18 protein-coding genes are annotated in these 20,762 nt (G+C 58.9%); 14 read left to right on the top strand and 4 right to left on the bottom strand.

Translation table 11 applies throughout. The features are described 5' to 3' along the window. The first annotated feature begins 4 nt into the window (after positions 1-4). The 7 genes from BMZ24_RS01035 to selB all read left to right on the top strand — a co-directional run bounded on the left by BMZ24_RS01035 (position 5) and on the right by selB (position 7,112). The gene (locus BMZ24_RS01035; protein ID WP_092188383.1) at positions 5-946 is read left to right on the top strand and encodes a cation diffusion facilitator family transporter; all 942 of its coding nucleotides are present in this window, start codon (positions 5-7) and stop codon (positions 944-946) included. Between the two features lie 56 nt (positions 947-1,002). Beyond that, positions 1,003-1,155, top strand: coding sequence for a hypothetical protein (locus BMZ24_RS19625; RefSeq protein WP_153304598.1), 153 nt, complete (start codon positions 1,003-1,005; stop codon positions 1,153-1,155). A 262-nt stretch (positions 1,156-1,417) separates the two neighbouring features. Beyond that, positions 1,418-1,918, top strand: coding sequence for a peptidylprolyl isomerase (locus BMZ24_RS01030; RefSeq protein ID WP_092188381.1), 501 nt, complete (start codon positions 1,418-1,420; stop codon positions 1,916-1,918). A gap of 29 nt (positions 1,919-1,947) precedes the next feature. Further along, entirely contained in the window at positions 1,948-3,366 is a 1,419-nt protein-coding gene (locus BMZ24_RS01025) for a 30S ribosomal protein S1 (RefSeq protein ID WP_092188379.1), read from the top strand. A gap of 57 nt (positions 3,367-3,423) precedes the next feature. Further along, positions 3,424-3,582, top strand: a complete 159-nt coding sequence (locus BMZ24_RS01020) for a rubredoxin (RefSeq protein WP_092189501.1) — start codon at positions 3,424-3,426, stop codon at positions 3,580-3,582. Between the two features lie 97 nt (positions 3,583-3,679). Further along, entirely contained in the window at positions 3,680-5,041 is a 1,362-nt protein-coding gene (locus BMZ24_RS01015; RefSeq protein ID WP_092188377.1) for an aminopeptidase, read from the top strand. 166 nt (positions 5,042-5,207) lie between these two features. Next, complete coding sequence (gene selB, locus BMZ24_RS01010) at positions 5,208-7,112, top strand: selenocysteine-specific translation elongation factor (RefSeq protein WP_092188375.1); 1,905 nt, start codon at positions 5,208-5,210, stop codon at positions 7,110-7,112. A 469-nt stretch (positions 7,113-7,581) separates the two neighbouring features. Here the strand turns inward: selB and hrpB are convergent, their stop codons facing one another. Genes hrpB through BMZ24_RS00990 form a run of 4 tightly spaced genes read right to left on the bottom strand, consistent with a single transcriptional unit; the run spans position 7,582 to position 12,532 of the window. Beyond that, positions 7,582-10,047, bottom strand: a complete 2,466-nt coding sequence (hrpB, locus tag BMZ24_RS01005) for an ATP-dependent helicase HrpB (RefSeq protein WP_092189500.1) — start codon at positions 10,045-10,047, stop codon at positions 7,582-7,584. 34 nt (positions 10,048-10,081) lie between these two features. Continuing rightward, on the bottom strand, positions 10,082-10,570 hold the full coding sequence (locus BMZ24_RS01000) for a phosphatidylglycerophosphatase A family protein (RefSeq protein ID WP_092188373.1): 489 nt from the start codon (positions 10,568-10,570) through the stop codon (positions 10,082-10,084). Beyond that, positions 10,563-11,174 (bottom strand): Maf family protein, encoded by a 612-nt coding sequence (locus BMZ24_RS00995; RefSeq protein ID WP_092188371.1) that lies wholly within the window; start codon positions 11,172-11,174, stop codon positions 10,563-10,565. Before BMZ24_RS00995 ends, BMZ24_RS01000 begins: the two co-directional genes overlap by 8 nt. Continuing rightward, complete coding sequence (locus tag BMZ24_RS00990) at positions 11,171-12,532, bottom strand: dihydrolipoyl dehydrogenase family protein (RefSeq protein ID WP_092188369.1); 1,362 nt, start codon at positions 12,530-12,532, stop codon at positions 11,171-11,173. Before BMZ24_RS00990 ends, BMZ24_RS00995 begins: the two co-directional genes overlap by 4 nt. A 236-nt stretch (positions 12,533-12,768) precedes the next feature. Here BMZ24_RS00990 and BMZ24_RS00985 point away from each other — a divergent pair, with 236 nt between their 5' ends. From BMZ24_RS00985 to hmcB, 7 genes are all read left to right on the top strand, one after another. Next, complete coding sequence (locus BMZ24_RS00985; RefSeq protein WP_092188367.1) at positions 12,769-13,545, top strand: hypothetical protein; 777 nt, start codon at positions 12,769-12,771, stop codon at positions 13,543-13,545. 445 nt (positions 13,546-13,990) lie between these two features. Further along, a complete protein-coding gene (gene tmcD / locus BMZ24_RS00980; RefSeq protein ID WP_092188366.1) occupies positions 13,991-15,253 on the top strand; it encodes an electron transfer complex subunit TmcD in 1,263 nt (420 codons plus the stop codon). 11 nt (positions 15,254-15,264) lie between these two features. Further along, complete coding sequence (gene tmcC, locus BMZ24_RS00975) at positions 15,265-15,924, top strand: TmcC family electron transfer complex membrane anchor subunit (protein ID WP_092188364.1); 660 nt, start codon at positions 15,265-15,267, stop codon at positions 15,922-15,924. A gap of 15 nt (positions 15,925-15,939) precedes the next feature. Beyond that, positions 15,940-17,256 (top strand): electron transfer complex ferredoxin TmcB, encoded by a 1,317-nt coding sequence (gene tmcB / locus BMZ24_RS00970; protein WP_092188362.1) that lies wholly within the window; start codon positions 15,940-15,942, stop codon positions 17,254-17,256. 9 nt (positions 17,257-17,265) lie between these two features. Then, entirely contained in the window at positions 17,266-17,655 is a 390-nt protein-coding gene (tmcA, locus tag BMZ24_RS00965; RefSeq protein WP_092188360.1) for an acidic tetraheme cytochrome c3 TmcA, read from the top strand. Positions 17,656-18,112: 457 nt separating this feature from the next. Then, positions 18,113-19,657: a sulfate respiration complex hexadecaheme cytochrome HmcA gene (hmcA, locus tag BMZ24_RS00960; RefSeq protein WP_092188358.1), complete on the top strand. Its 1,545-nt coding sequence runs from the start codon at positions 18,113-18,115 to the stop codon at positions 19,655-19,657. A gap of 34 nt (positions 19,658-19,691) precedes the next feature. Beyond that, positions 19,692-20,750, top strand: coding sequence for a sulfate respiration complex iron-sulfur protein HmcB (gene hmcB, locus BMZ24_RS00955; protein ID WP_092188356.1), 1,059 nt, complete (start codon positions 19,692-19,694; stop codon positions 20,748-20,750). Positions 20,751-20,762: the final 12 nt, after the last annotated feature.

Below are 20,762 nucleotides of genomic sequence, written 5' to 3'. Positions count from 1 at the left end.
CGCGATGTTGGCCCAAGCCCGGAAATATGCCTATCTTTCCATAGGCGCCTCGCTTTTGACCATGGCCCTGAAATTCGGGGCGTTTTTCCTGACCGGGTCGGTGGGGCTTTTTTCCGATGCCGTGGAGTCCGTGGTCAACCTGACCGCAGGACTCATTGCGCTCATGGCCATTGTCTTGGCATATCGTCCCGCCGATCAGAGCCATGCCTACGGGCATGGCAAGGTCGAGTATTTTTCCAGCGGCATGGAAGGCATATTGATCTGTATCGCGGCGCTGGGTATCGCCTACGCCTCGGTACAGCGCTTTTTGCACCCGCAGGAGCTGCATTTCCTTGGCACGGGCATTGTCGTGGCCACCTTGGCCGGTGTCGTCAATTTCGCGGTGGCCAGGATCATGCTCCGGGCTGCCCGCGATTACGACAGCATCGTTCTCGAGGCCGACGCAAGGCATCTGCTGACCGACGTCTGGACCTCGGCCGGGCTGGTGGTCGCCCTGGCGGTCATGCATTTCGCGCCACCGTCCTGGCAGATACTTGATCCGATCCTGGGTCTCATCATGTCCGTCAACATCGTTTGGACCGGACTGGGCCTGGTTCGAAAGTCGGTAGCGGGGCTCATGGACGCCGGTTTGCCCGCGGATGAAGTTGTCCTGATCACGGATGCCATAAGGCGTATCGGCGGGATTGAATCGGGTTTTCACGCTTTGCGCACACGCAAATCCGGAGTCGTCAGATTCGTGGATTTTCATCTGCTTGTGCCCGGAGCCATGACGGTGCAGGAGTCGCACGACCTGTGCTGCGAGATCGAGGAAGCCATAAAGGCAGGCCTGCCGGGCAGCCAGACCACCATCCATGTGGAGCCCCGCGAGGACTATGCCTCGTTTGACGGCTGGAAGGTGGGAGGTCTCTGCGACAGGTCCGCCTGCCAAAAAGGCCGGCAGGATTGAACGAAGCGCGTGGCGGGGCTTTGAAGTCCCGGCGCATGTCCGTGATGGAGGTTTTGATGTTGAAAAAATTGGTGGTGCTGGTCTGTCTTGCGGCCTTTTTGGGCGCCGGGTGCTCGACCGTGGGTGAGGTGACCGGCAAGACGGTCAAGGGCGTTGAAAACGCGGCCGACGATTTCAAGGAAGGATATCGCAAGGGCAAGAGCGAGTGAGGGCCCGGCGGTGTGCGGCGGCTTCGGGTTGAAGTCACGCCCGCGCGGCCTTGAAGATGATCTTTTGACCTTTTTTGACGAATGATCCAGGCATGTTGCCCCGCTTGGCGGGAATGCGCGTGCCATGCGATATTCGCATCGTTTCGGGGCCCTGCTGCTCCCAGGAAACCATTTGGCCGGGACACGGCAAAGAGTTTGCCAAATTGGGGAGAGCCGTATATTTTTATGCTCCTTTATTGGAGACCATTTTCTGGAGGAAAGAATGAGCAATCCGGTGGTCCTGGTGGACACGACCAAAGGAGAATTTCTGGTTGAACTGTTCGCGGACAAGGCGCCGCTGACCGTGGCCAATTTTTTGGGTTATGTGGACGATGATTTCTATGTAGGCACCCTGTTTCACAGGGTCGTGAAAGGGTTCATGGTTCAGGGCGGCGGACTCGACAACATGATGCGCGAAAAGCCTACCCGGCCGCCTGTCGCCAATGAGGCCGCCAACGGTCTCAAAAATGTCGAGGGCACCGTGGCCATGGCTCGCACCGCCGATCCGCACAGCGCCTGCGCCCAGTTTTTTATTAACACGGTCGATAACCCGGACCTTGATCATCAGGGAGAGGACGAGTTCGGCTATTGCGTTTTCGGTCAGGTCATTGACGGGATGGATGTGGTCAAGAAAATTGAAAAAGTCCGGGTCAAGGCCCAGGGCGATCACGAACACGCACCCGCCGATCAGGTGTCCATTAACTCCATTACCCGTTTCGAATGACGGTTTACGGTGAAGTAAGGTAGTCAATCATGAGTGAAGATTTTGCCGAGCTGTTCGCATCCTATGAATCCCAGCGCAAGACAGCCCTCAAGGCAGGGGACAAGATTTCCGGTACAGTGATTTCCATTGGTCAGAAGGCCGCTTTCATTGATTGCGGATCGGCAGTGGATGGTATCGTGGACCGCGAGGAATTGCTGAACGACGACGGAGAGCTGAGTGTCGCCGAAGGCGATACGCTGGAACTTTACGTGGTGGGCGTGACCGACGACAGCGTGCGTTTGTCCAAGGCACTGACCGGCATCGGCGGCCTCAATATGCTCGAAGACGCCTATAACAGCGGCGTGCCGGTGGAAGGGAAAGTGCGCGAGCAGATCAAGGGCGGCTTTCATGTAGAGGTATTGAAGCATCGTGCCTTCTGCCCGGTTTCCCAGATCGATGCGCGCTACGTCGCGACCCCCGAGGATTATGTCGGGCAGACTCTGCAGTTTCGGATCACCAAGGTTTCCGAGAACGGGCGCAACATCGTCGTGTCCCGCCGGGCCCTGCTCGAAGAGGAGCAGAAGCAGGCTAGCGCCAGCTTTTTCGAGACGGTCAGCGAAGGCGACATCGTCGAGGGTACGGTCACTCGTCTGGCCGCTTTCGGAGCCTTTGTGGAGCTGGTTCCGGGCGTGGAAGGGCTGGTGCACATTTCCGAGATTTCCTGGGCCAGAATTCAGAGCCCCGAGGAGATCCTGAGCATGGGCGACAAGGTGCGGGTCAAGTATCTGGGCACAAGCGCGGGCAAGAAGCCCGGCGAGACCCGTCTGTCCCTGTCCATCAAACAGGCGCAGGATGATCCCTGGAAGACCGTGGGCGATCGCTTCAAGGATGGCGACAAGGTCACTGGCAAGGTGGTCAAGCTCATGGATTTTGGCGCCTTCGTGGAGATCGCTCCCGGCATCGAAGGACTGGTTCACGTCAGCGAGATGAGCTACGCCAAGCGTATCAACAAGCCCGGCGATGTGGTCCAGGTCGGCGACATGGTCGCGGCCGTGATCAAGCAGGTCGATGTGGAGAAGCAGCGCATTTCGCTCAGCATGCGTGACGCCGAAGGCGATCCGTGGCTCAATGTGGCCGAGAAATATCCCGTGGGCCAGGCCGTGCAGGGCACCGTGGAGAAACGCCAGCAGTTCGGGCTCTTCATTTCCCTGGAGCCGGGCGTGACCGGACTTCTGCCCCAGTCGGTCATGTCCCGGGCTGACGGCGAGGTCAAATACGACAAGCTGGTTCCTGGCGATACCGTGGTGGTCAGCATCGAGAGCGTGAACACCCGCGAGCGCAAGATCAGCCTTGGAACCGGCAAGAAAGAGGAAGTGTCGGACTGGAAGGGCTACAAGCCCCAGTCTTCAGGTGCCGACATGGGCTCTTTGGGTAGCGCCCTGGCCGAGGCTCTGAAGAAGAAAAGCTAGGCTTTTTTTACGAGAGTAGACTCGTTCACCTTAAATTCAATGGAGGCTCATATGGCCATGGAACGATGGGAATGTCCGTGCGGCTATGTTTATGATCCGGCGGAAGGCGATGCGGAAAATAACATTCCGGCCGGCACCGCTTTCGAGGATCTGCCCGAGGATTGGGTTTGCCCCAAGTGTGGCGCGGAAAAAGAGTTTTTCGACAAGATGGGTTGATGCCGGATTGTCCTCGGTTTTGTGGGGAGCAGGAAGTGATTCCGCTCCCTTTTTTTCGTTTCCGGGCGCTTGCCCGTGTTGAAAGGGGAGGCTTACGATGGATGAGGTGTTGAAGCACAAGGCGGCAAGTTGCTGGGAACGCTACATGGCGAGCGATGACAGGGCTGCCATGGATCTTTTGGCCAACGAGTTCCTTGACTTTCTGACCCGGTGCAAGACCGAACGCGAAACCATCGCCTGGGTGGCGGAGCAGGCTGCGGCCAGCGGATTTTCCGATGATTTGCACCAGGAGCTGGTCATCCTGCCTTTTCGTTCCAAGGCCGCCATCCTGGCGCGGCGGGGCGCGAAGCCCCTGGCCGAGGGCCTGCGCCTGATCACGGCCCACGCCGACACTCCGCATCTGGATCTCAAACAGCATCCATTGCACGAGGAATGTCAGGTCGCGCTCATGAAGACGCATTATTACGGCGGCCTCAAGAAATATCAGTGGCTGGCCAGGCCCTTGGCGCTGCACGGCACCATTGTGGCCATGGACGGCCGGGTCATCCCGGTCTGCATCGGCGAGGACGAGGCTGATCCGGTCTTCACGGTTCTGGACCTGCTGCCGCATCTGGCCCGCAAGCAGCGCGAGGAGACGGTGGAGAAGGCTTTCGTGGCCGAGAAGCTCAATATCGCCATCGGCCATGAACCGGCAGAGACCGACGAGGACGCCAAGGTTCGGCAGCGGGTCCTGGAACTTCTTTACGGGCGTTACGCCATTCGCGAGGTAGACCTCTACAGCGCCGAGTTGCAGATCGTGCCCTCGGGCAGGGCCCGATTCGTGGGCCTCGACCGCGCGCTTCTCGGCGGATACGGACAGGATGACCGCCTGTGCGTGTTCGCGGCCTTCAAGGCGTTCATGGACGCACCAAGAGGGGAGCACACCCAGATTCTCTTGTTGTGGGACAAGGAGGAGATCGGCTCTGACGGCGCCACCGGCGCCAAGTCCCGCTTCATGGAATACGCCCTGGCCGACATCCTGGATGTCTGGGAGCCGGGCACCCGGCTGCGGCATGTCCTGGCGCGGACCAAGGCCGTCTCCGCCGACGTGCACTGCCCCATGGACCCGGATTATCAGGATGTGCACGACAAATACAACGCCTCGCTGCTTGGCTTCGGCCCCGTTTTTTCCAAGTTCACCGGACACGGCGGCAAGTACGGCGCCAGCGAAGCCGATTGCGAGTACGTGGCCTGGTTTCGCGCGTTGCTGGCGGCGGAAAACATCCCGTGGCAGATGGCCGAGATGGGCAAGGTGGACGAGGGCGGGGGCGGAACGGTGGCCAAGGAGCTGGCGATCTACGGCATGGAGATCATCGATTTCGGTCCCGGAGTCCTGTCCATGCACAGCCCGTTCGAAATCAGTTCCAAGGCCGATCTCTTGGCCACGGTGCAGGCTTACAACGCTTTTTACCGCAGCTAGCAGGTCGCCCTAAAATCAAATAATTCGCAGGCTGCTGAAAAATGGTGAGATGCAAGGAAGCGAAAAAATCCAGGACGCGCGGTGTATTGTGACATACATAAGCGGTCTGGATTTTTTCGCTGACGCCGCAGATCGCCGTTTTTCAGTGGCCTGCTAGGAGAGACGCATGCCTGTCATCATGGGTACGGCCGGACATATCGACCACGGCAAGACGAGCCTCATCAAGGCCTTGACCGGCATCAACTGCGACCGCCTGGCCGAGGAGCAGAAGCGCGGCATCACCATCGAGCTTGGCTTCGCCTACCTGGACCTGACCCCGGAAGTGCGCCTCGGCATCATCGACGTGCCGGGCCACGAACGCTTCGTGAAGAACATGGTCTCCGGTGCGGCGGGCATCGACTTCGTGCTTCTGGTCATCGCCGCCGACGAAGGCATCATGCCCCAGACCCGGGAGCATCTTGAAATCTGTTCGCTCCTTGGCATCCGGGCCGGGCTTGTGGCTCTGACCAAGACGGACATGGTCGAGGAAGACTGGCTTGAACTGGTGCACGAGGAGGTTCAGACGTATCTGGCCGGATCGTTTCTGGAAGGCGCGCCCATCGTCCCGGTTTCGGCCCATACGGGTGCGGGATTGGAAAAGCTCAAAGGCTATATCGCCGAACTGTCCTCGACCTTTGCCCCGGACCGGCGCTCGGATCTGTTTCGCCTGCCCGTGGACCGCGTCTTCACCATGAAAGGCCACGGCACGGTCGTGACCGGCACATCCATTTCCGGGGCATTACGTCTGGGCGAAGAGATCGAGATCGTCCCGTCCGGGCACCGCTCCAAGGTGCGCGGTCTGCAGGTGCATGGCACGGCCGCCGAAGTGGCCCGGGCCGGCGAGCGCACCGCCGTCAACCTCTATGGCCTGGAGGTGGCGGAGCTTGAGCGCGGCGAAGTGCTGGCCCATCCGCAGACCCTCTTTCCGTCGCCGGTCTGGGACGTGGAGATGACCTGCCTGTCGTCTTCGCCCAACCCGTTGAAGCACCGTACGGAAGTCCATTTTCATCACGGTTCGCGCGAGATCCTGGCCAAGCTCTTTTTTCTCGACCGTGACAAGCTCGAACCCGGCGAAACGGCGGTCTGCCAGGTCCGCTTTCCCCGTCCATTGCCCGGCGTATACGGGGACCGTTGCATCGTGCGCTCGTTCTCGCCCCTGCAGACCGTGGCCGGCGGTCGAATCATCAACCCTCTGGGCCGCAAGGTCCGCCGTCATTCCAAGGATATGGAAACCTTGTCCACCCTGGGTTCCGCCACGGGAGAGGAGCTTCTTCTGGCACAGCTGCGGCTGGCCGGGCGCGGCGGGCTGACCGTGGCCGAGCTGCGCATCATGACCGACATGGAGTCCAAGCTCCTGGACAAGACCCTGCAGATTCTGGGCGGCAAACAGCTGGCCTTTCAGTTCGACCGCGACGACAAACGCTTCGTGGGTGCGGACGTGCTCGACGGTCTGGCCGGGGCCTGTCTCGAATACCTGGGCGAATACCATCGCCGCGAGCCCATGCGTCAGGGCTTGTCACGGGCCGAGCTGATTTCCGGATTCGGCCGGGGCATGCACCCGAAACTGGTGCATTTTCTGGTCGAGCGGCTGGTCAAATCAGGCCAGGTGCTGCTCGAAGCCGACATCCTGCGCCTGCCCGGACATGTGGTCTCCCTGGCCTCGGATCAGTCGGGCCTGCGTACGCTCATGGAGACGACCTATGTACAGGCGGGGCTCATGCCGCCGACCACCAAGGCTTTTCTGGAGGAGAACGGGCTGACCGCCAAGGATGTGGCGCAGATGTACCGGCTGCTCATGGAAGAGGGCGTGCTCATCAAGGTCAGCGAGGAGTTCTATTACGCCAAGACGGCCATGGACGATCTGATCGGCCGGGTCCGGGAGTTCTTTGCCTCGAATCAGGAAATGGGGCCCCAGGATTTCCGGGACATCACCGCCCTGACCCGCAAATTCGCCATCCCGGTGCTCGAATACCTGGACAAGGAAAAGATCACCATGCGCATTGGGGACAAGAGGCAGATCAGGAAGAGGTAAGGGGCTTGATTACGGTTCGTTTTGTTTTGTCATTGAAAAAATCCTCGCTTCGGTGGGGATTTTTTTGTTGGTGGTGGCGGAGGGGACTTCTGGCTGGAGGGGCGTTCCAGCGTGGGCCGGGACGCTTGAGGTTAAGCGTAAGGAAAATTTGGAATTGCAAGGGGTGCCGGGGGCATGGCTTTTGTCCGCCGGAGGCATGGCTTTTGCGGGAGGCGCGATCCGTCGCAGGCCGGGCAAGGTCTGCCGGGACTCCCTCGCGGGCCTCGTAATGCTTCCCGGCCTTGAGTTTCGGGCAGGGAACAGCGCGTTGTGCGTATCACGGCCGGGAAGCAAACGATGCCTGCGCTCGGTCAGACAGCCGACAGCCCTTGCCCGGCCCACGCCGGGACGTTTGAGCTGGTGCGGGAAAGTTGAAGCAGGATTGCAAGGGGTGCAGGGGGCGTGTCCCCTGCCCGCCGGAGGCATGGCTTTATCTTGGGGTCATGGCCTTCTTGGTTTTGGTGGTGGGCATGGCTGTGGCCGGGTCTTCGGGCCAGGGGTGTTTGGGGTAGCGGCCGCGCATCTCGGCGCGGACGAGGGGGTAGGCGTTTTTCCAGAACGAGGGCAAGTCGCGGGTGACTTGCAGGGGTCGGCCGGCGGGGGAGAGCAGGTGCAGGACCAGGGGGTGGCGACCGTCTGTCAGGGTGGGTGTGGTGGCGCAGCCGAACATTTCCTGCAATTTGACAGGAAGGACGGGCCCGGACTCGGGGCTGTAGTCGATCTTGCGTTTCGCCCCCGTGGGCACGGTCATGAATTCGGGCGCAAGCCGGTCCAGTTCCCTCAATCTTTCCCAACCCAGCAGCGCTTTAAGCGCCTGCAGCAAATCGATTTTGCCGAGATCCGTACCGGAGCGTGCCCCGGTTGCGAAGGGCCCGAGCCATTGCTCGATGTTTTCAAGGAGCGTTTGGTCGGACATGTCGGGCCAGGCCCCGTGATCCAGGCTGCGCAGGAAGCGTACCCTGTCTCGCAGGTTTTGGCATTCGCCGGTCCAGGTCAGTCGCGAAAGATCCCGTTGTCCTTGGAGCAAGGCACGGGTCATGGTTTCCGGGTCGGTTGCCAGATTTTCTTCTTTTACGCAGAGCGCATCGAGCATGATTTTGCGCAGGCAGATGACGCGGTCCCTGACCTGGTCCAGGTGGACTTCCTCGACGGCACGTAGCTGATCACCAAAGTGTTTTTCCAGTTCATCCAGCGAAATCGGGGCAGACTGCCAGATTTTTGCTCCGGCCGCGTCTCCGTCCAGATCGGCGATGGCCAGAAATTCGTGACCTGCCAGGGCGCTTGGTCCGGGCCACATGGCCTTGCGCCCGCTGGCCAGACGATAGGTTCCGTCCTGCTGGCGGCGGGCGATGCGGTCCGGGTAGGCCAGGGCGGTAAGAATTCCGGCGGCCTCGGGGTCGGTTTGTTCCAGATTGACCGAGGCCAGTCGTGCGATCTGTTCCATGCTGGCGCGCAGGGTGTCTTTGCGTGAAAGGGAATTGGGATGAGTGCGCAGCGTATCGCGCAGATCCGAGGAACCGCGCATACTTCGGCCCGGTTCTCCCAGGATTGCGGCCAGATAGACGGCGGTTGGGGCGAGGCCGTGCTTTTTGGCCGTGAGCACCATGTGTCCGAGGCGCGGATGCAGGGGCTGGAGCGCCATTTCACGGCCGTGGGGGGTGATGCGTCCCTTGTCGTCCACGGCCTCCAGGCTTTGCAGCAAATGCAGGGCGCTCCTGTAATGCCCGGCCGGGGGCGGCGTCAGCCAGGACAGGGTGCCGGGGTCGGTGGCGCCCCACAGGGCCAGGTCGAGCACCAGTGGGGCCAGATCGGCTTCCAGCATCTCCGGCGCGGGGAAGGGCTTGCGGCTGACCTCGTCGGCCTGGTCCCAGATGCGGAAACAGATGCCGGGTTCCGTGCGCCCGGCGCGGCCCCGGCGCTGGGTCAGGGTGGCCAGGGAGGCGGGTTCCGTGACCAGAACCGTCATGGAACTCTTGGGGTCGAAGCGCGGCAATCGGGCCAGGCCGCTGTCGACGACGATGCGCACTCCTTCGATGGTCAGCGAAGTCTCGGCGATGGCCGTGGCCAGGACGATTTTGCGCGTACCGGGCATCGGGGGGGCGATGGCCTTGTCCTGCTCTGTGGCGGTCAGGGCGCCAAGCAGGGGGTGGATTTCGACTCCGGCTCCGGGATTTTCGAGCAGTTCCGCGGTGCGCCTGATTTCGCGGGCTCCGGGCAGGAAGGCCAGGATGCTGCCCCGCTCCGTGGCCAGGGCATGGCGGATGGCCCGGGCCATGCGTTCTTCAAGAAAGCGCCCGGACAGGCGCAGGTAGCGGGTTTCCACTTCATGCGGCTGTCCCGGGCAGCTCAGGATTCTGCATGGCTCAAGGAGCTCGGCCACGGCAGCTGCGTCCAGGGTGGCGGACATGATCACCAGACGCAGGTCCGGGCGCAGGGCGTCTCGAATCTCAAGACACAGGGCCAGACCCAGGTCGGCCTGCAGACTGCGCTCGTGGTATTCGTCGAAAATTACGCAGCCGTAGCCGGAAAGCCCGGGATCGTGTTGCAGCATTCGGGTCAGGATGCCTTCGGTCACGACTTCGATCCGCGTGGCGCTTGAGACCCTGATATCGAGCCGGGTGCGGTAGCCCACGCGCTCACCGGCTTTTTCACCAAGGAGCCCGGCCATGTGGCGGGCAGCGGCGCGTGCAGCCAGGCGTCTGGGTTCGAGCATGAGGATTTTGTTTTTGCCCAGCCAGGCCGCATCGAGCAGGGCCAGGGGAATGCGCGTGGTTTTGCCGCTGCCTGGGGGTGCGTGGACCAGGCAGGCGGTTTTTGAGCTCAGGGTGCGCGTAAGCTCGGGCAGGAGCGCGTCAATCGGAAGACTGGGGGATAGAGTTGGAGGAAGAGTGGGCATGGGCGACGGATCGCGTTGGGAAGCGGACATGGCTTTAGAAGACGGCGCGGCATGCGAGCAGCGCCATCATCGCGTAGATTCCCGCCAGCCCGTCGTCGATCATGATGCCCCAGCCGCCGGGCAGCCAGCGCTCCGAGGCCCGCACCGGCCAGGGCTTGGTGATGTCAAAAAGGCGGAAGAACACAAAGGCCGGGATGATCCAGAGCGTGTCGGAGGCGAGCAGCGGCAGCAGCGTGATCCATTGCCCCCAGAGTTCGTCGATGACCACGCAGGATGGGTCCTTGCGGCACATGCTTTTTTCGGCCCGGCCGGCACACCAGCTGCCCAGAGGGAAGAGCAGAATAAGGACTGCGACGCGTCCCCACATCGGCAACGGCAGAAAGAGAAATGGTGCGAGGATCGCCGCGACCAGGGAGCCCCAGGTGCCGGGAGCCTTGGGCATGCGTCCGGCCGCGCCGAGGGTGGCCAGGTTCAGCGGCAGCGTTTCGAGCCAGCTTGTCTTGCAGTTTGACGGGTCAGGCATTGGCCACTCCGATGGCTCCGATTTCGAGCAGACAATTGAGCACCGAACGCAGGGGCAGGCCGACGACATTGGTGTAGGACCCCTGTACCTCGTCGACCAGAAAAGCGCCGATGCCCTGGATTCCGTAGGCTCCGGCCTTGTCCATGGGTTCGCCCGTGTCGATGTAGGCCTGGAGCATGGCCCGCGAATTTTCCGCCATGTGGACCCGCGTGGTCACTGTTTGGCAAAGAGAGATTCCGTCGCCGTGGTGAAGCACGCAGAAGCCGGTCATGACCTGGTGCCAGCGTCCCGAGAGGGATGAAAGCATGGCCAGGGCATCGTCTATGTTTCGTGGCTTGCCCAGGATGCTTTCGCCCTCGACCACGATGGTGTCGGCGCTGATAATCACCTTGTCCGGGTGTCTGGCCGCGAGGTCCTGACCCTTGATGTGAGCCATGCGCGCCGCGTAGTCCGCCGGGGCCTCTCCCGGTTCGGGAGCTGGTTCCTTCAGGGTGCTGGGTATGACCTCGAATCCAAGGCCCTGTCCGGCCAGGAGCGCCTGCCGCCGGGGCGAGGCCGAGGCCAGGAGCAGGGGCCTGCGCGCGTGGAACGGGCCCTGGTTCATTTGTCCTCCGGGGGGGCGATGAGCGCGTCGCGCAGGGCCTCGTCCAGGGTGGGATGGGCGAAGATGTGTTCGTGCGCGGTGTGGGCTGTCCAGCGGTCGCGGACCATGATTTCCGCCAGGGTGACCAGGTGGGATGCGCCATGGCCGACGGCGGTCACGCCATGCACGACGCCGTCCACCCAGGCGACCTTGACCAGCCCCTGGGCCTGGCCGTGGGCCTGGGAAATCGGGTTGGCGCCGAGGTTGGCGCGGGTAACGGTCACGGTCTTGCCCTGAGCCGTCAGTTCGGCTGCGGTGTGCCCGGCGCGCATGACCTCGATCGATCCATAGATGCAGCCGGGGATCGGGCCGGGCGCGTAGGGCGCGGACGTTTCGCCAAGGGCGTGCAGGATGGCGTGGCGTCCCTGGTGCTCGGCGGCGTGGGCCAGCAGCGTGCGGCCGTTGACGTCTCCGATGGCGTAGATGTTTGGCGCGGCCCGGAGGAAGTCATCCGTGATGACCCAGCCAGCGCCGGTCAGGGCGACGCCTGCGTTTTCAAGGCCAAGGCCGGGAGTGTTCGGTTTGCGTCCGACGGCGACCAGCGCCTTTTCGACACGGATTTCAGCGCCGTCTTCCAGTCGCACCAGAACCGATTCGTCCTCGTTGGCCAGTCCGGCCACGCGCTTGCCCGTGACGATGTTCCATTTTTTGCGCTTGAGCATGCCGTGGAGGGTCTGGGCGATTTCCTCGTCTTCGGCGGGGGCGATGCGGGGCGCGGCTTCGATGACATGGATTGTCGCCCCCAGGCGGTGCCAGAAATCGGCCATTTCAAGGCCGATGGCCCCGGCTCCGATGATCGCGAGGCTTTCGGGCGCCTCGTCGAGATCAAGAAGGTCGGTGGAGTCGAGGATCCGTTTGTGATCCGGCTCAAGCCCTGCAAACCAGTTCGTGGAGGATCCGGTAGCGATGACCAGAGTCTCGAAAGTCAGGGTTTGTCCGGCCTCGCCGTCGATGCGCACCGTGTTTTTATCCAAAAGGGCAGCTTGACCCTGGACCAGGGCGATCCCATGTTTATCAAGACAGCAGGCCATGGCCTTGTGGGTGGCCGCGACAAATGCGTTCTTTCGTTTCTTGAGCGCGCCCATGTCCATCTGCACGGAGCCGCTGCACAGGCGCAAGCGCGACTGGGAGTGCAGCCCTTCCAGATGAGCGGTGGCTCCAAGGTAGAGCTTGGTGGGGATGCACCCCCAGTTGAGGCACGTCCCGCCGAGGTTTTGTTTCTCGATGAGAGCGACCGTTTTTCCTCTTTGACTGGCGAGCAGAGCTGCGGCATAACCGCCCGGACCTGCTCCTATGACAATGATGTCAAAATGGCTCATGTGGGTTCCCGTGTGGCTTAATTGATGGGCGTTCAAGCTGAAACGCGAAATCCTAATCGGAAGCAGGGCGGAACTCAACCCTTGGCGTAGCCTGTGCGCTCAGGCCAAATCGGAGCTGGACAGGTGTCCGGCCTTTTTGTTTGGCGGGGCGGCTTGGCGGGGATTCCAATACCAAAATACTCGGATTTACAAGTCGATTGCCTCTACGCCATGGCGCAGGGGGATATGGAGATACGATGCAGGAGAATTTGAAGAGTCGGAGCGGGGGAAAACGAAAGGGAGTCGCCTCGCTTTTTGACGATTACGAGATCAAGGACCTTTTTCGCAGATACATCCAGCTCTTGATAGTGGTCGAGGTGCTTATCTTTCTGGTCTGCTGGGTTTACCAGCTGGGCATTGACGAGGTCGCGGTGACAGGCAAGCCCGTGGATGTCCCTTTCCCCTGGAAGGCCTATTTCCTGGTCTCCTTTTCGGCCCCGGTTGCAGTGACGTTTCTGGTCGGCATAGTGGTCGTAGCCTTCAATTCTTTTCTTTACGGGCAGAAAAAAGGCCCTGTTTTCAAGGAAACTTCCACCGAAGGAGCCGCAAGCAAACTGGTCAAGGCGGCAAATTTCTGTTTTCAGCTCCCGTTTTTGCTGACGCTTCTGCTGCTCGGCGTATTCATGGGGATCGTCTACAATCTGGGGGCGATCATGGAATATCTTGGCCGGTTCGGCGAGGCCGCGGCCAAAGTCATTCTGATCGGGCTGGGCTGTGTCCTGGTGGTCGGGACCATATTCGGGATCGTGCGCATGGTTCTCAACTACAAATTGCGCAAAAAGAACATGGAGTACGATTACAAACGGGAGGTCATGGATCGGCTGGGCATCGCGATTCTTGACGAGCGCACCATGATCGACAGGCAGGGCCAGGTGGTCGGGCCCCGAAATATCGAGATATCCGCCACTGAACAGGATGTGTTGCCGCCCGCGACGACGGAACCCGCGGTGTCCGAAAAACCGGATTGTCGCTGAAAAGCCTTTGACCGCCGCCCAAGAGGAAGTATTTCCTTGCATAACAACCCGGTATATCCGGGTTTTTTTGCGCCCAGAGGATTGGGTGCCGGATTGTTTGCGATGGACGGCGAAATCGTTTCGGTCGCAATTATCATCTTTTGAGGATCGACTTGCGGAGGCGTAGAGCACGCCTGGATGTAAAGTAATGAATGTTTACCAACTCTTGCAATATTGTGTATGAAAACAGTCCGAAATATTTTGTCGACTTATTGGGTCTGAAATCAAAATGATATTTACACAGTGTCATTTCTAGGCTAGCCGGTTTGCAAGAAAATTTAGCTAGTAAAGTGAGTCTTTGGCATGAGTTAGCAGGCTCAGAAATTTGGACTGCTCGCCTGAATTCATACCGGCATCATGTTCAAGATTGGCTTTTGGCGTAACCTAGTTGGTAAGGAGGGCGTGTATGAGTGAGTATTCTGCCTGGGATTGGGGCATAGGCTCCAGAACCGTGGCCGACCTATCCGAGTGTGATTGCGACGTTGAATGGCGCGAGGAAAATCAGGTCAGTCCCGATGGCGAAAAGGTGGCGGCCGTGGTCAAGACCGGTGAGATGGAATTCAGCGTCTGTGTCAACGGCACATGCTGGGAGCCCAGATATGAGCGCATCTGGTATTTGCGCTATTCTCCCGACGGGCGCCTGGCCGGATTGGCCTGCGACGGCGACTGGACCATGTGCGTGGACGGCGAGCCTTGGGAAGATACCTACAGTTTTCTGTTCAACACGCTTTTTTCGAAGGATGGCTCGGTCATCGCCTGTAGCGTAGCCGATTCCATGACCTACGGAATGGTGGTCGAAGGCGTGGTCTGGGAAACGCTCTTTCCAAACGCCAACAATTTCATTCTCAGCTCCGACGGCAAGCGCAGCGCCGCCGTGGTTCAGACCGTGCCTTTGGGGCAGGCCGAAGTGTTCAAGTTCAAGGAAGGCGCATACTCCGTCGCGGTAGACGGTACGCCTTGGGACGTGAACTTCGTGAACGTCTGGACTCCACGATTCAATGCCGACAACTCCTCGGTCGCGGCCCAGATTCGACACACGCTCTTCGATTACACCATTGCCATTGACGGCAAGCCCTGGACGGAGAATTTCAACCAGGTCTGGGAGCCGCTCTTCCATCCGACCAAGAACTCGGTGGTCGCGCCGGTGCGTCTGTCCGGCAAGTGGGGCATGGCCCTGGACGGCAAGATCATCTGGCAGCCTACCTTCTTCCAGGTATGGCAGCAGCAGTTCAGTCCTTCCGGAGACAAGCTCGCCGCCATAGTCTGCCCCAACTACGGGCGCTGGACTCTGGCAGTGGACGGCAATCCCTGGAACACGACTTTTGGCGACATGGTCATGGACATGACCTTCAGCCCCGACGGCAAGCGTCTGGCCGCTCTTGGCAAGCAGGATGGCAAGTGGACCGTATTCTCTGACGACAGGGCTTGGAACAGCCATTACGACATGTGCTATGCTCCGGTCTTCTCTCCGGACAGCAAGCATGTTGCCGCAAGAGTGGAAAAGAACGGCCGTTTCACCATTGCGGTGGATGGCAAGGAATATGGCCAGGGTTTCGATCAATGCTTTGACCCGACGTTCAGTCCTGATGGAAGCCGAATTCTCATTCGCGCCATCGTGGACGGAAAGTACCAAAGAATTGTCGAGTCCGTAGCAAAAATCATCGGATAAGGAGGCTAGACATGCAGGATGTCTATTTATTGGTATCTGGCCCCCTGGCTTGGGCTGCCTGGACTATTTTTGTTCTTGGATCAATATACAAAATATGGTCGACACTGAATACCGCTAAAAAGAAAGATCAGGTTTTGCTTAATTATGTTTCATTCAAATATGGAATGAGATCCATCATCAACTGGTCGATTCCGTTCAATACGGTCAACATGAGGTTGAACCCCATTTTTACCGGTGTCGCGTTTTTCTTCCACATCGCTTTTTTTGTGCTGCTCATTTTTGTTTCCGCACATCAAATCATGATCGAGGAAGGATTCGGTATCGGCTGGTTCACCATTCCTGATTTCGTGGCCGACATTATGGCCTTTGCGGTCATTGGCGCGTGCATCTTCTTTGCCGTGCGTCGGGTCATTCGTCCTGAAGTGAGCTATGTCACCGACTGGACGGATTTCGGCCTGCTCGCCCTTGTGGCGGCGCCCTTTGTGACGGGAGTTCTGGCCTACCATCAGCTTGGCGATTACATGCTCATGGTCGTGCTGCATATGGTCTCGGCAGAGCTTTTGCTCGTGGCCATTCCCTTCACGCGTCTCAGTCATATGCTGCTGGCTCCCTTGACCAGGGCATATATCGGGTCTGAATTCGGCATGGTGCGCCACGTCAAGGATTGGTAAAAAGAGGAGAACGCTATGAAAGAACGCGTCTGGATAAAAGACGAAGGTGTTGAACGGGGAGCGGAAAAGCTGACCCCGGAAAGGATCGAGAAGACGATCAATGCAGTTTTCGACAATGAGGCCGGTGCCCGTCTCAAGGCATACGTCGAGACCTGCGCCCACTGCGGCCTGTGTTCTGATGCCTGTCATTTCTTTTTGTCCCGGGATCGCGATCCGCGGTTTTCCCCTGTGGGCAAGGTCAAACAGACCATCTGGGAAATGCTTGACAAGAAAGGCAAGGTTTCGGCCGAGTTCATGAAACAGGCCATTCAGGTTGCGCAGACGGAATGCAACATGTGCCGCAGGTGCGTTCAGTATTGTCCGTTTGGTATCGATATCGCGTACATGATGTCGTTGGTGCGCCGGATTGGTCACAAACTGGAGATCACGCCCCTCTATATTCAGGATACGGCTCATTCACATGCCGCCACCATGAATCAGATGTGGGTCAAGGATGACGAATGGATAGACGCCCTGATCTGGCAGGAAGACGAGTTGCGCGAGGAGCTGCCCACTGCGCGCATTCCGCTGGAAAAGGAAGGCGCGGAGATCATGTATTCCGTGATCGGACCGGAACCCAAGTTTCGTACCCAGCTCATTTACCAGGCCGCAGCCATCATGAATGAAGCCGGCTGCGACTGGACCATGCCGGCGACTCCCGGCTGGGACAACTCCGACATGGCCATGTACACCGGCGACTCGGAAATGATGGGCCGCCTCAAGAGAATGCATTTCGACACCGCGGCCAGACTGCGCGTGAAGAAAATCGTCATGGGTGAATGCGGCCACGCCTTCCGCTCCGTGTACGATACCGGCAACCGCGTGCTGGGCTGGCAGATGCCGCCCATACAGGTTGTTCACGCTCTTGAATTTTACTGGGACCTCTTGAACGAAGGCAAAATCAAGGTCGCCAAGAAATTCGAGGAGCCGGTCACCTTTCATGACCCCTGCAACGTGGTGCGCGGGCGCGGGTTGCACGAAAAGGCGCGTGAAGTGGTGCGGGCTTTCTGTCCCAATTTCATCGAAATGACCCCCAACAAAGAGCACAACTATTGCTGCGCCGCAGGCGGCGGAGTTATCAACTGCGGCCCGCCGTTCAAAAACGCTCGCGTGGAGAGCAACAGGGTCAAGGCTGAGCAGTTGCAGGCCACCGGAGTCAAGGTCTGCATAGCTCCATGCCATAACTGTCATGGTGGTCTTGAAGATATTATCCACAAGTACAAACTTGGCATCGAGCTCAAGTTCCTTGGGGAAATTATCTATGATTGCATGGAAAAACCAAATGCTGTCTAGGGGTGAGCAATGAGACATATACTATACAGATACTTCATTTTCTGCTCTGTCGTGCTCTGCGTCACGTTTTGCAGTATTTCGGCTTTTTCCCAGGACGACACCTACTTGAAGGTTGATGCCTTTGAAAAATTGGAACGCCCGATCAGTGCGTTTGATCATGATGATCACAACGACAAGGCTGCCTTGGAAGATTGCTCAGTTTGCCATCATGTCTACGAGGATGGAAAATTGGTCGAAGGCGAAAGCTCCGAGGATCAGGCTTGCGCCGACTGCCATACGCTCAAGGCGCAAGGCAGCCAGCCTGGGCTCATGATGGCTTATCACAGGCAGTGCAAGAGCTGTCACATCGAGTCCAAGAAAGGTCCCGTCGCTTGTGGCGAATGTCATGTAAAAAAATAATCGGCTCCTGTTTTTCGACTTTGCAACCGGCTCTCGTTTGAGGGCCGGTTTTTTTATTAGTAAATTTCGTTTTGGGACCATCCCTCCGCACGGCATTGACGATTTTTTTCACTCTTTGCAGCTACAAAGTTCAGATAAGAAAATTCATAAATACGGTGAGTTGTTGTTGCTTTTGATTGCTAAGGAACGCCACTTGGCAGTGGAAGTCAGCAATCTCAAGTGATTGTGAAAAAATGGATTAGCTATTGACGAGGTTGTCGTAATTCTATACCTCCTAGGTCGGAATAAATCATACCCAAATGGTCTGCTTAGTATCGAGACCTTTTTCGCGGACCTCATGCGTCAAATGCACCGGGTTTGATTTTTTCTTTTCAAGGAAGGTGCTGGGGGGCGCAGCCTCCGGGCTTGGGAGGTTTCCGGAATTTTCCGGAGCGGATTTCAACAAAGGAATTTTCACATGGAGAAGGGAAGACCAATGCTGCGATGGGTTGGAATCCTGTGCGTAAGCATGGCTGTGGCTGGATTCGGTCTGAACGCTCTTGGGGGAAAACAGGCATCGATCGAAACGAAGACGATGGGCGCGGATCTGATTTCCATCGACACGCTCAAGAAGTTCGGTGATCTCGATTATCCTGTGGTCCAGTTCGAGCACGACAAGCACACCAAGGCTGTGGAGGGCAAGTGCGAATCCTGCCATACTGTGACCGGCAATACGGTCACGGCCAAGTTCAAGCGTCAGGAAGATACGAATGCCGCGGAAATCAAGGCCATTTATCACGACAACTGTATCAAGTGTCACACGGATACGACCAAGGCCGGCAAGAAAAGCGGTCCCGGCAGCGAACAGTGCCGGACCTGTCACGCTGGACCCACGGAGTCGTCACGGACTTTGATCTCGTTTGATAAATCCCTTCATTACCGTCACTCGTCCTCGAAGATGGTTCTTCCTGCCCCGGGGCAGAAGGAGAACTGCTCCAAGTGCCACTCCCAGGACAAGCCCGAAGAGCGCAATCTCGCCTTTGCCGAGAACAAGGATCAGGCACATGAAAAATGCATGTCCTGCCATATGGAAATCGGCAAGGCCAAGCAGCCTACCGGTCCCGTGGAGTGCGCCGGCTGTCACGACGCCGGTGTTCGCGCCGGATTCAAGAAGGTCGCGGATGTGCCAAGGCTTGAAGCCGGACAGACCGATTACGCGCTGCTGATGGCCGCCACGGCCAAGGCCGGAACCGAGCCCAAACTGGTCAGCGCCGTAGCTTTCAATCACAAGCTGCACGAAGAAAAGAACGAGAATTGCTCGGTCTGCCATCACAACGCTTCTTCCAAGGGCGTGATCCCCTGTTCGCAGTGCCACACCTCGCTGGGCAAGGAAGAGGGCGGATTCGTAACTACCGAGCAGGCCATGCACCGCGTGACCGCCCAGGCCAGTTGCGTGGGATGTCATGCCCAGTCTCAGGCCAAGCCTGAGTGCGCCGGATGCCATACGTTCATGGGCAGAACCGGTCAGGGCACCGATGCCAGCTGCGCCAAGTGCCATGTCGACATCACGCCCGGGGCCGAACTGGTCAATGACAAGAACGCCCGGAGCAACACCGCCGCGATGCTGATGAACACCCGCGTCAAGACCGATCCTGAAATCAAGGTCAACGAGATTCCCGAGATCGTGGAGATCGGCGTCCTGGCAAACGAGTACGAGGTCAGCAAGTTCCCGCATCGCAAGATCGTGCAGAAGATCATGGATGGCATGAAGGACGACGCCATGGCTGCGTATTTCCACTCCAGTCCCAACGCTGTCTGTTCCGGCTGTCATCACAACAGCCCCGCTTCGGCCAATCCTCCCAAGTGCGTCAGTTGCCATGGCAAGGTCGCGAGTGCCCAGGGTGGAGCCAAGCCTGATCTGAAGACCGCCTATCACCAGCAATGCATTGGTTGTCATAGCGAAATGGGCATCCAGAAGCCGGCGGCCACTGCCTGCGCGGAATGTCATGCCGTAAAGCAATAACCTGCCCGGAAGGTCGCAATAACGAGGAGCTACTATGAAACGCAGAAAATTCATTGGCATGCTGGCTGGCGCAGGAGCCTGTTTGGCGGCGTCTTCGGCCACAGCCGGTGGAACACACCATTTTAAGGGATATCCCGAAAGTTTCGGGGTCCTGTTCGACAGCACCAAGTGCATCGGCTGCAGAAAATGCGAAGCCGCATGCAACAAGGTCAACGAATTGCCCGCACAGCCGGTCCCCTTCGATGACCTGACAGTATTGGACAAGAGACGGCGTACGCATCACGACACCTTCACCGTGGTCAACAAGTACGAAATCGGCAACAAGCCGGTATATCGCAAGCAGCAGTGCAATCATTGTCTTGAGCCTGCCTGCGCTTCGGCCTGTTTTGTCGGCGCCTTCGTCAAGGACAAGACCGGCGCGGTCAGTTATGACGCCTCCAAGTGCGTGGGCTGTCGTTACTGCATGATCGCCTGTCCTTTTGAAGTTCCGACTTACGAATATCATGATCCCATCACGCCCCGGGTACGTAAGTGCACCATGTGCCAGCCGCGGATCGAAGAGGGCAAGCTCCCGGGATGTGTCGAAGACTGCCCCAAAGGCGCCCTGGTCTTCGGCCGTCGTGAGGATCTGCTGAACATTGCCCGGGAACGCATCCGCAAGCACCCGAACAATTACGTCGATCACATCTACGGTGAACGCGAAATGGGCGGAACGAGCTGGATGTACATTTCCGGCGTGCCGTTCGAAAAAATCGGCATGCGCGAGGATCTGGGCATCACTCCTGCTCCGGAACTCACTTCCGGCGCACTGTCCATTGTTCCGGCCATCGTCGGTCTGTGGCCCGTGTTTCTGACTGGAGCCTACGCCTTGACCAAGCGCCGGGACAAGATTGCCGAGGAAGAGCAGCACCATGCCGTGGCGGAAGCCGTGGCCGAGGCGCAGGCCGAAGCGGCGAAGAAGGCGAAAGCGGCCATGGACAAGGCGGAACGCGAAAAGCAGTCCGCCATTGATCGTGAAGTGAAAAAAGCGCTCAAGGAAGCGGAAGAGGCACGGCTCAAGGCCGAAACTCCCGCTGATCCGAGCGAGCAATAAGGAGGAGTGTTG

Origin of the sequence: Desulfomicrobium norvegicum (assembly GCF_900114595.1) — a bacterium.
Taxonomy (GTDB): Bacteria; Desulfobacterota; Desulfovibrionia; order Desulfovibrionales; family Desulfomicrobiaceae; genus Desulfomicrobium; species Desulfomicrobium macestii.
This window is presented reverse-complemented; position numbering and strand designations above follow the sequence as displayed.

Coding starts and splice junctions, on each gene's coding strand:
- BMZ24_RS01015 (WP_092188377.1), top strand. CDS start 3,680: ATGGATGAGGTGTTGAAGCACAAGGCGGCAAGTTGCTGGGAACGCTAC.
- BMZ24_RS19625 (WP_153304598.1), top strand. CDS start 1,003: ATGTTGAAAAAATTGGTGGTGCTGGTCTGTCTTGCGGCCTTTTTGGGC.
- BMZ24_RS00985 (WP_092188367.1), top strand. CDS start 12,769: ATGCAGGAGAATTTGAAGAGTCGGAGCGGGGGAAAACGAAAGGGAGTC.
- BMZ24_RS01030 (WP_092188381.1), top strand. CDS start 1,418: ATGAGCAATCCGGTGGTCCTGGTGGACACGACCAAAGGAGAATTTCTG.
- BMZ24_RS00995 (WP_092188371.1), bottom strand. CDS start 11,174: ATGAACCAGGGCCCGTTCCACGCGCGCAGGCCCCTGCTCCTGGCCTCG.
- BMZ24_RS01035 (WP_092188383.1), top strand. CDS start 5: ATGTTGGCCCAAGCCCGGAAATATGCCTATCTTTCCATAGGCGCCTCG.
- selB (WP_092188375.1), top strand. CDS start 5,208: ATGCCTGTCATCATGGGTACGGCCGGACATATCGACCACGGCAAGACG.
- hrpB (WP_092189500.1), bottom strand. CDS start 10,047: ATGCCCACTCTTCCTCCAACTCTATCCCCCAGTCTTCCGATTGACGCG.
- BMZ24_RS01000 (WP_092188373.1), bottom strand. CDS start 10,570: ATGCCTGACCCGTCAAACTGCAAGACAAGCTGGCTCGAAACGCTGCCG.
- tmcB (WP_092188362.1), top strand. CDS start 15,940: ATGAAAGAACGCGTCTGGATAAAAGACGAAGGTGTTGAACGGGGAGCG.
- tmcD (WP_092188366.1), top strand. CDS start 13,991: ATGAGTGAGTATTCTGCCTGGGATTGGGGCATAGGCTCCAGAACCGTG.
- hmcA (WP_092188358.1), top strand. CDS start 18,113: ATGGAGAAGGGAAGACCAATGCTGCGATGGGTTGGAATCCTGTGCGTA.
- BMZ24_RS00990 (WP_092188369.1), bottom strand. CDS start 12,532: ATGAGCCATTTTGACATCATTGTCATAGGAGCAGGTCCGGGCGGTTAT.
- tmcC (WP_092188364.1), top strand. CDS start 15,265: ATGCAGGATGTCTATTTATTGGTATCTGGCCCCCTGGCTTGGGCTGCC.
- tmcA (WP_092188360.1), top strand. CDS start 17,266: ATGAGACATATACTATACAGATACTTCATTTTCTGCTCTGTCGTGCTC.
- BMZ24_RS01025 (WP_092188379.1), top strand. CDS start 1,948: ATGAGTGAAGATTTTGCCGAGCTGTTCGCATCCTATGAATCCCAGCGC.
- hmcB (WP_092188356.1), top strand. CDS start 19,692: ATGAAACGCAGAAAATTCATTGGCATGCTGGCTGGCGCAGGAGCCTGT.
- BMZ24_RS01020 (WP_092189501.1), top strand. CDS start 3,424: ATGGAACGATGGGAATGTCCGTGCGGCTATGTTTATGATCCGGCGGAA.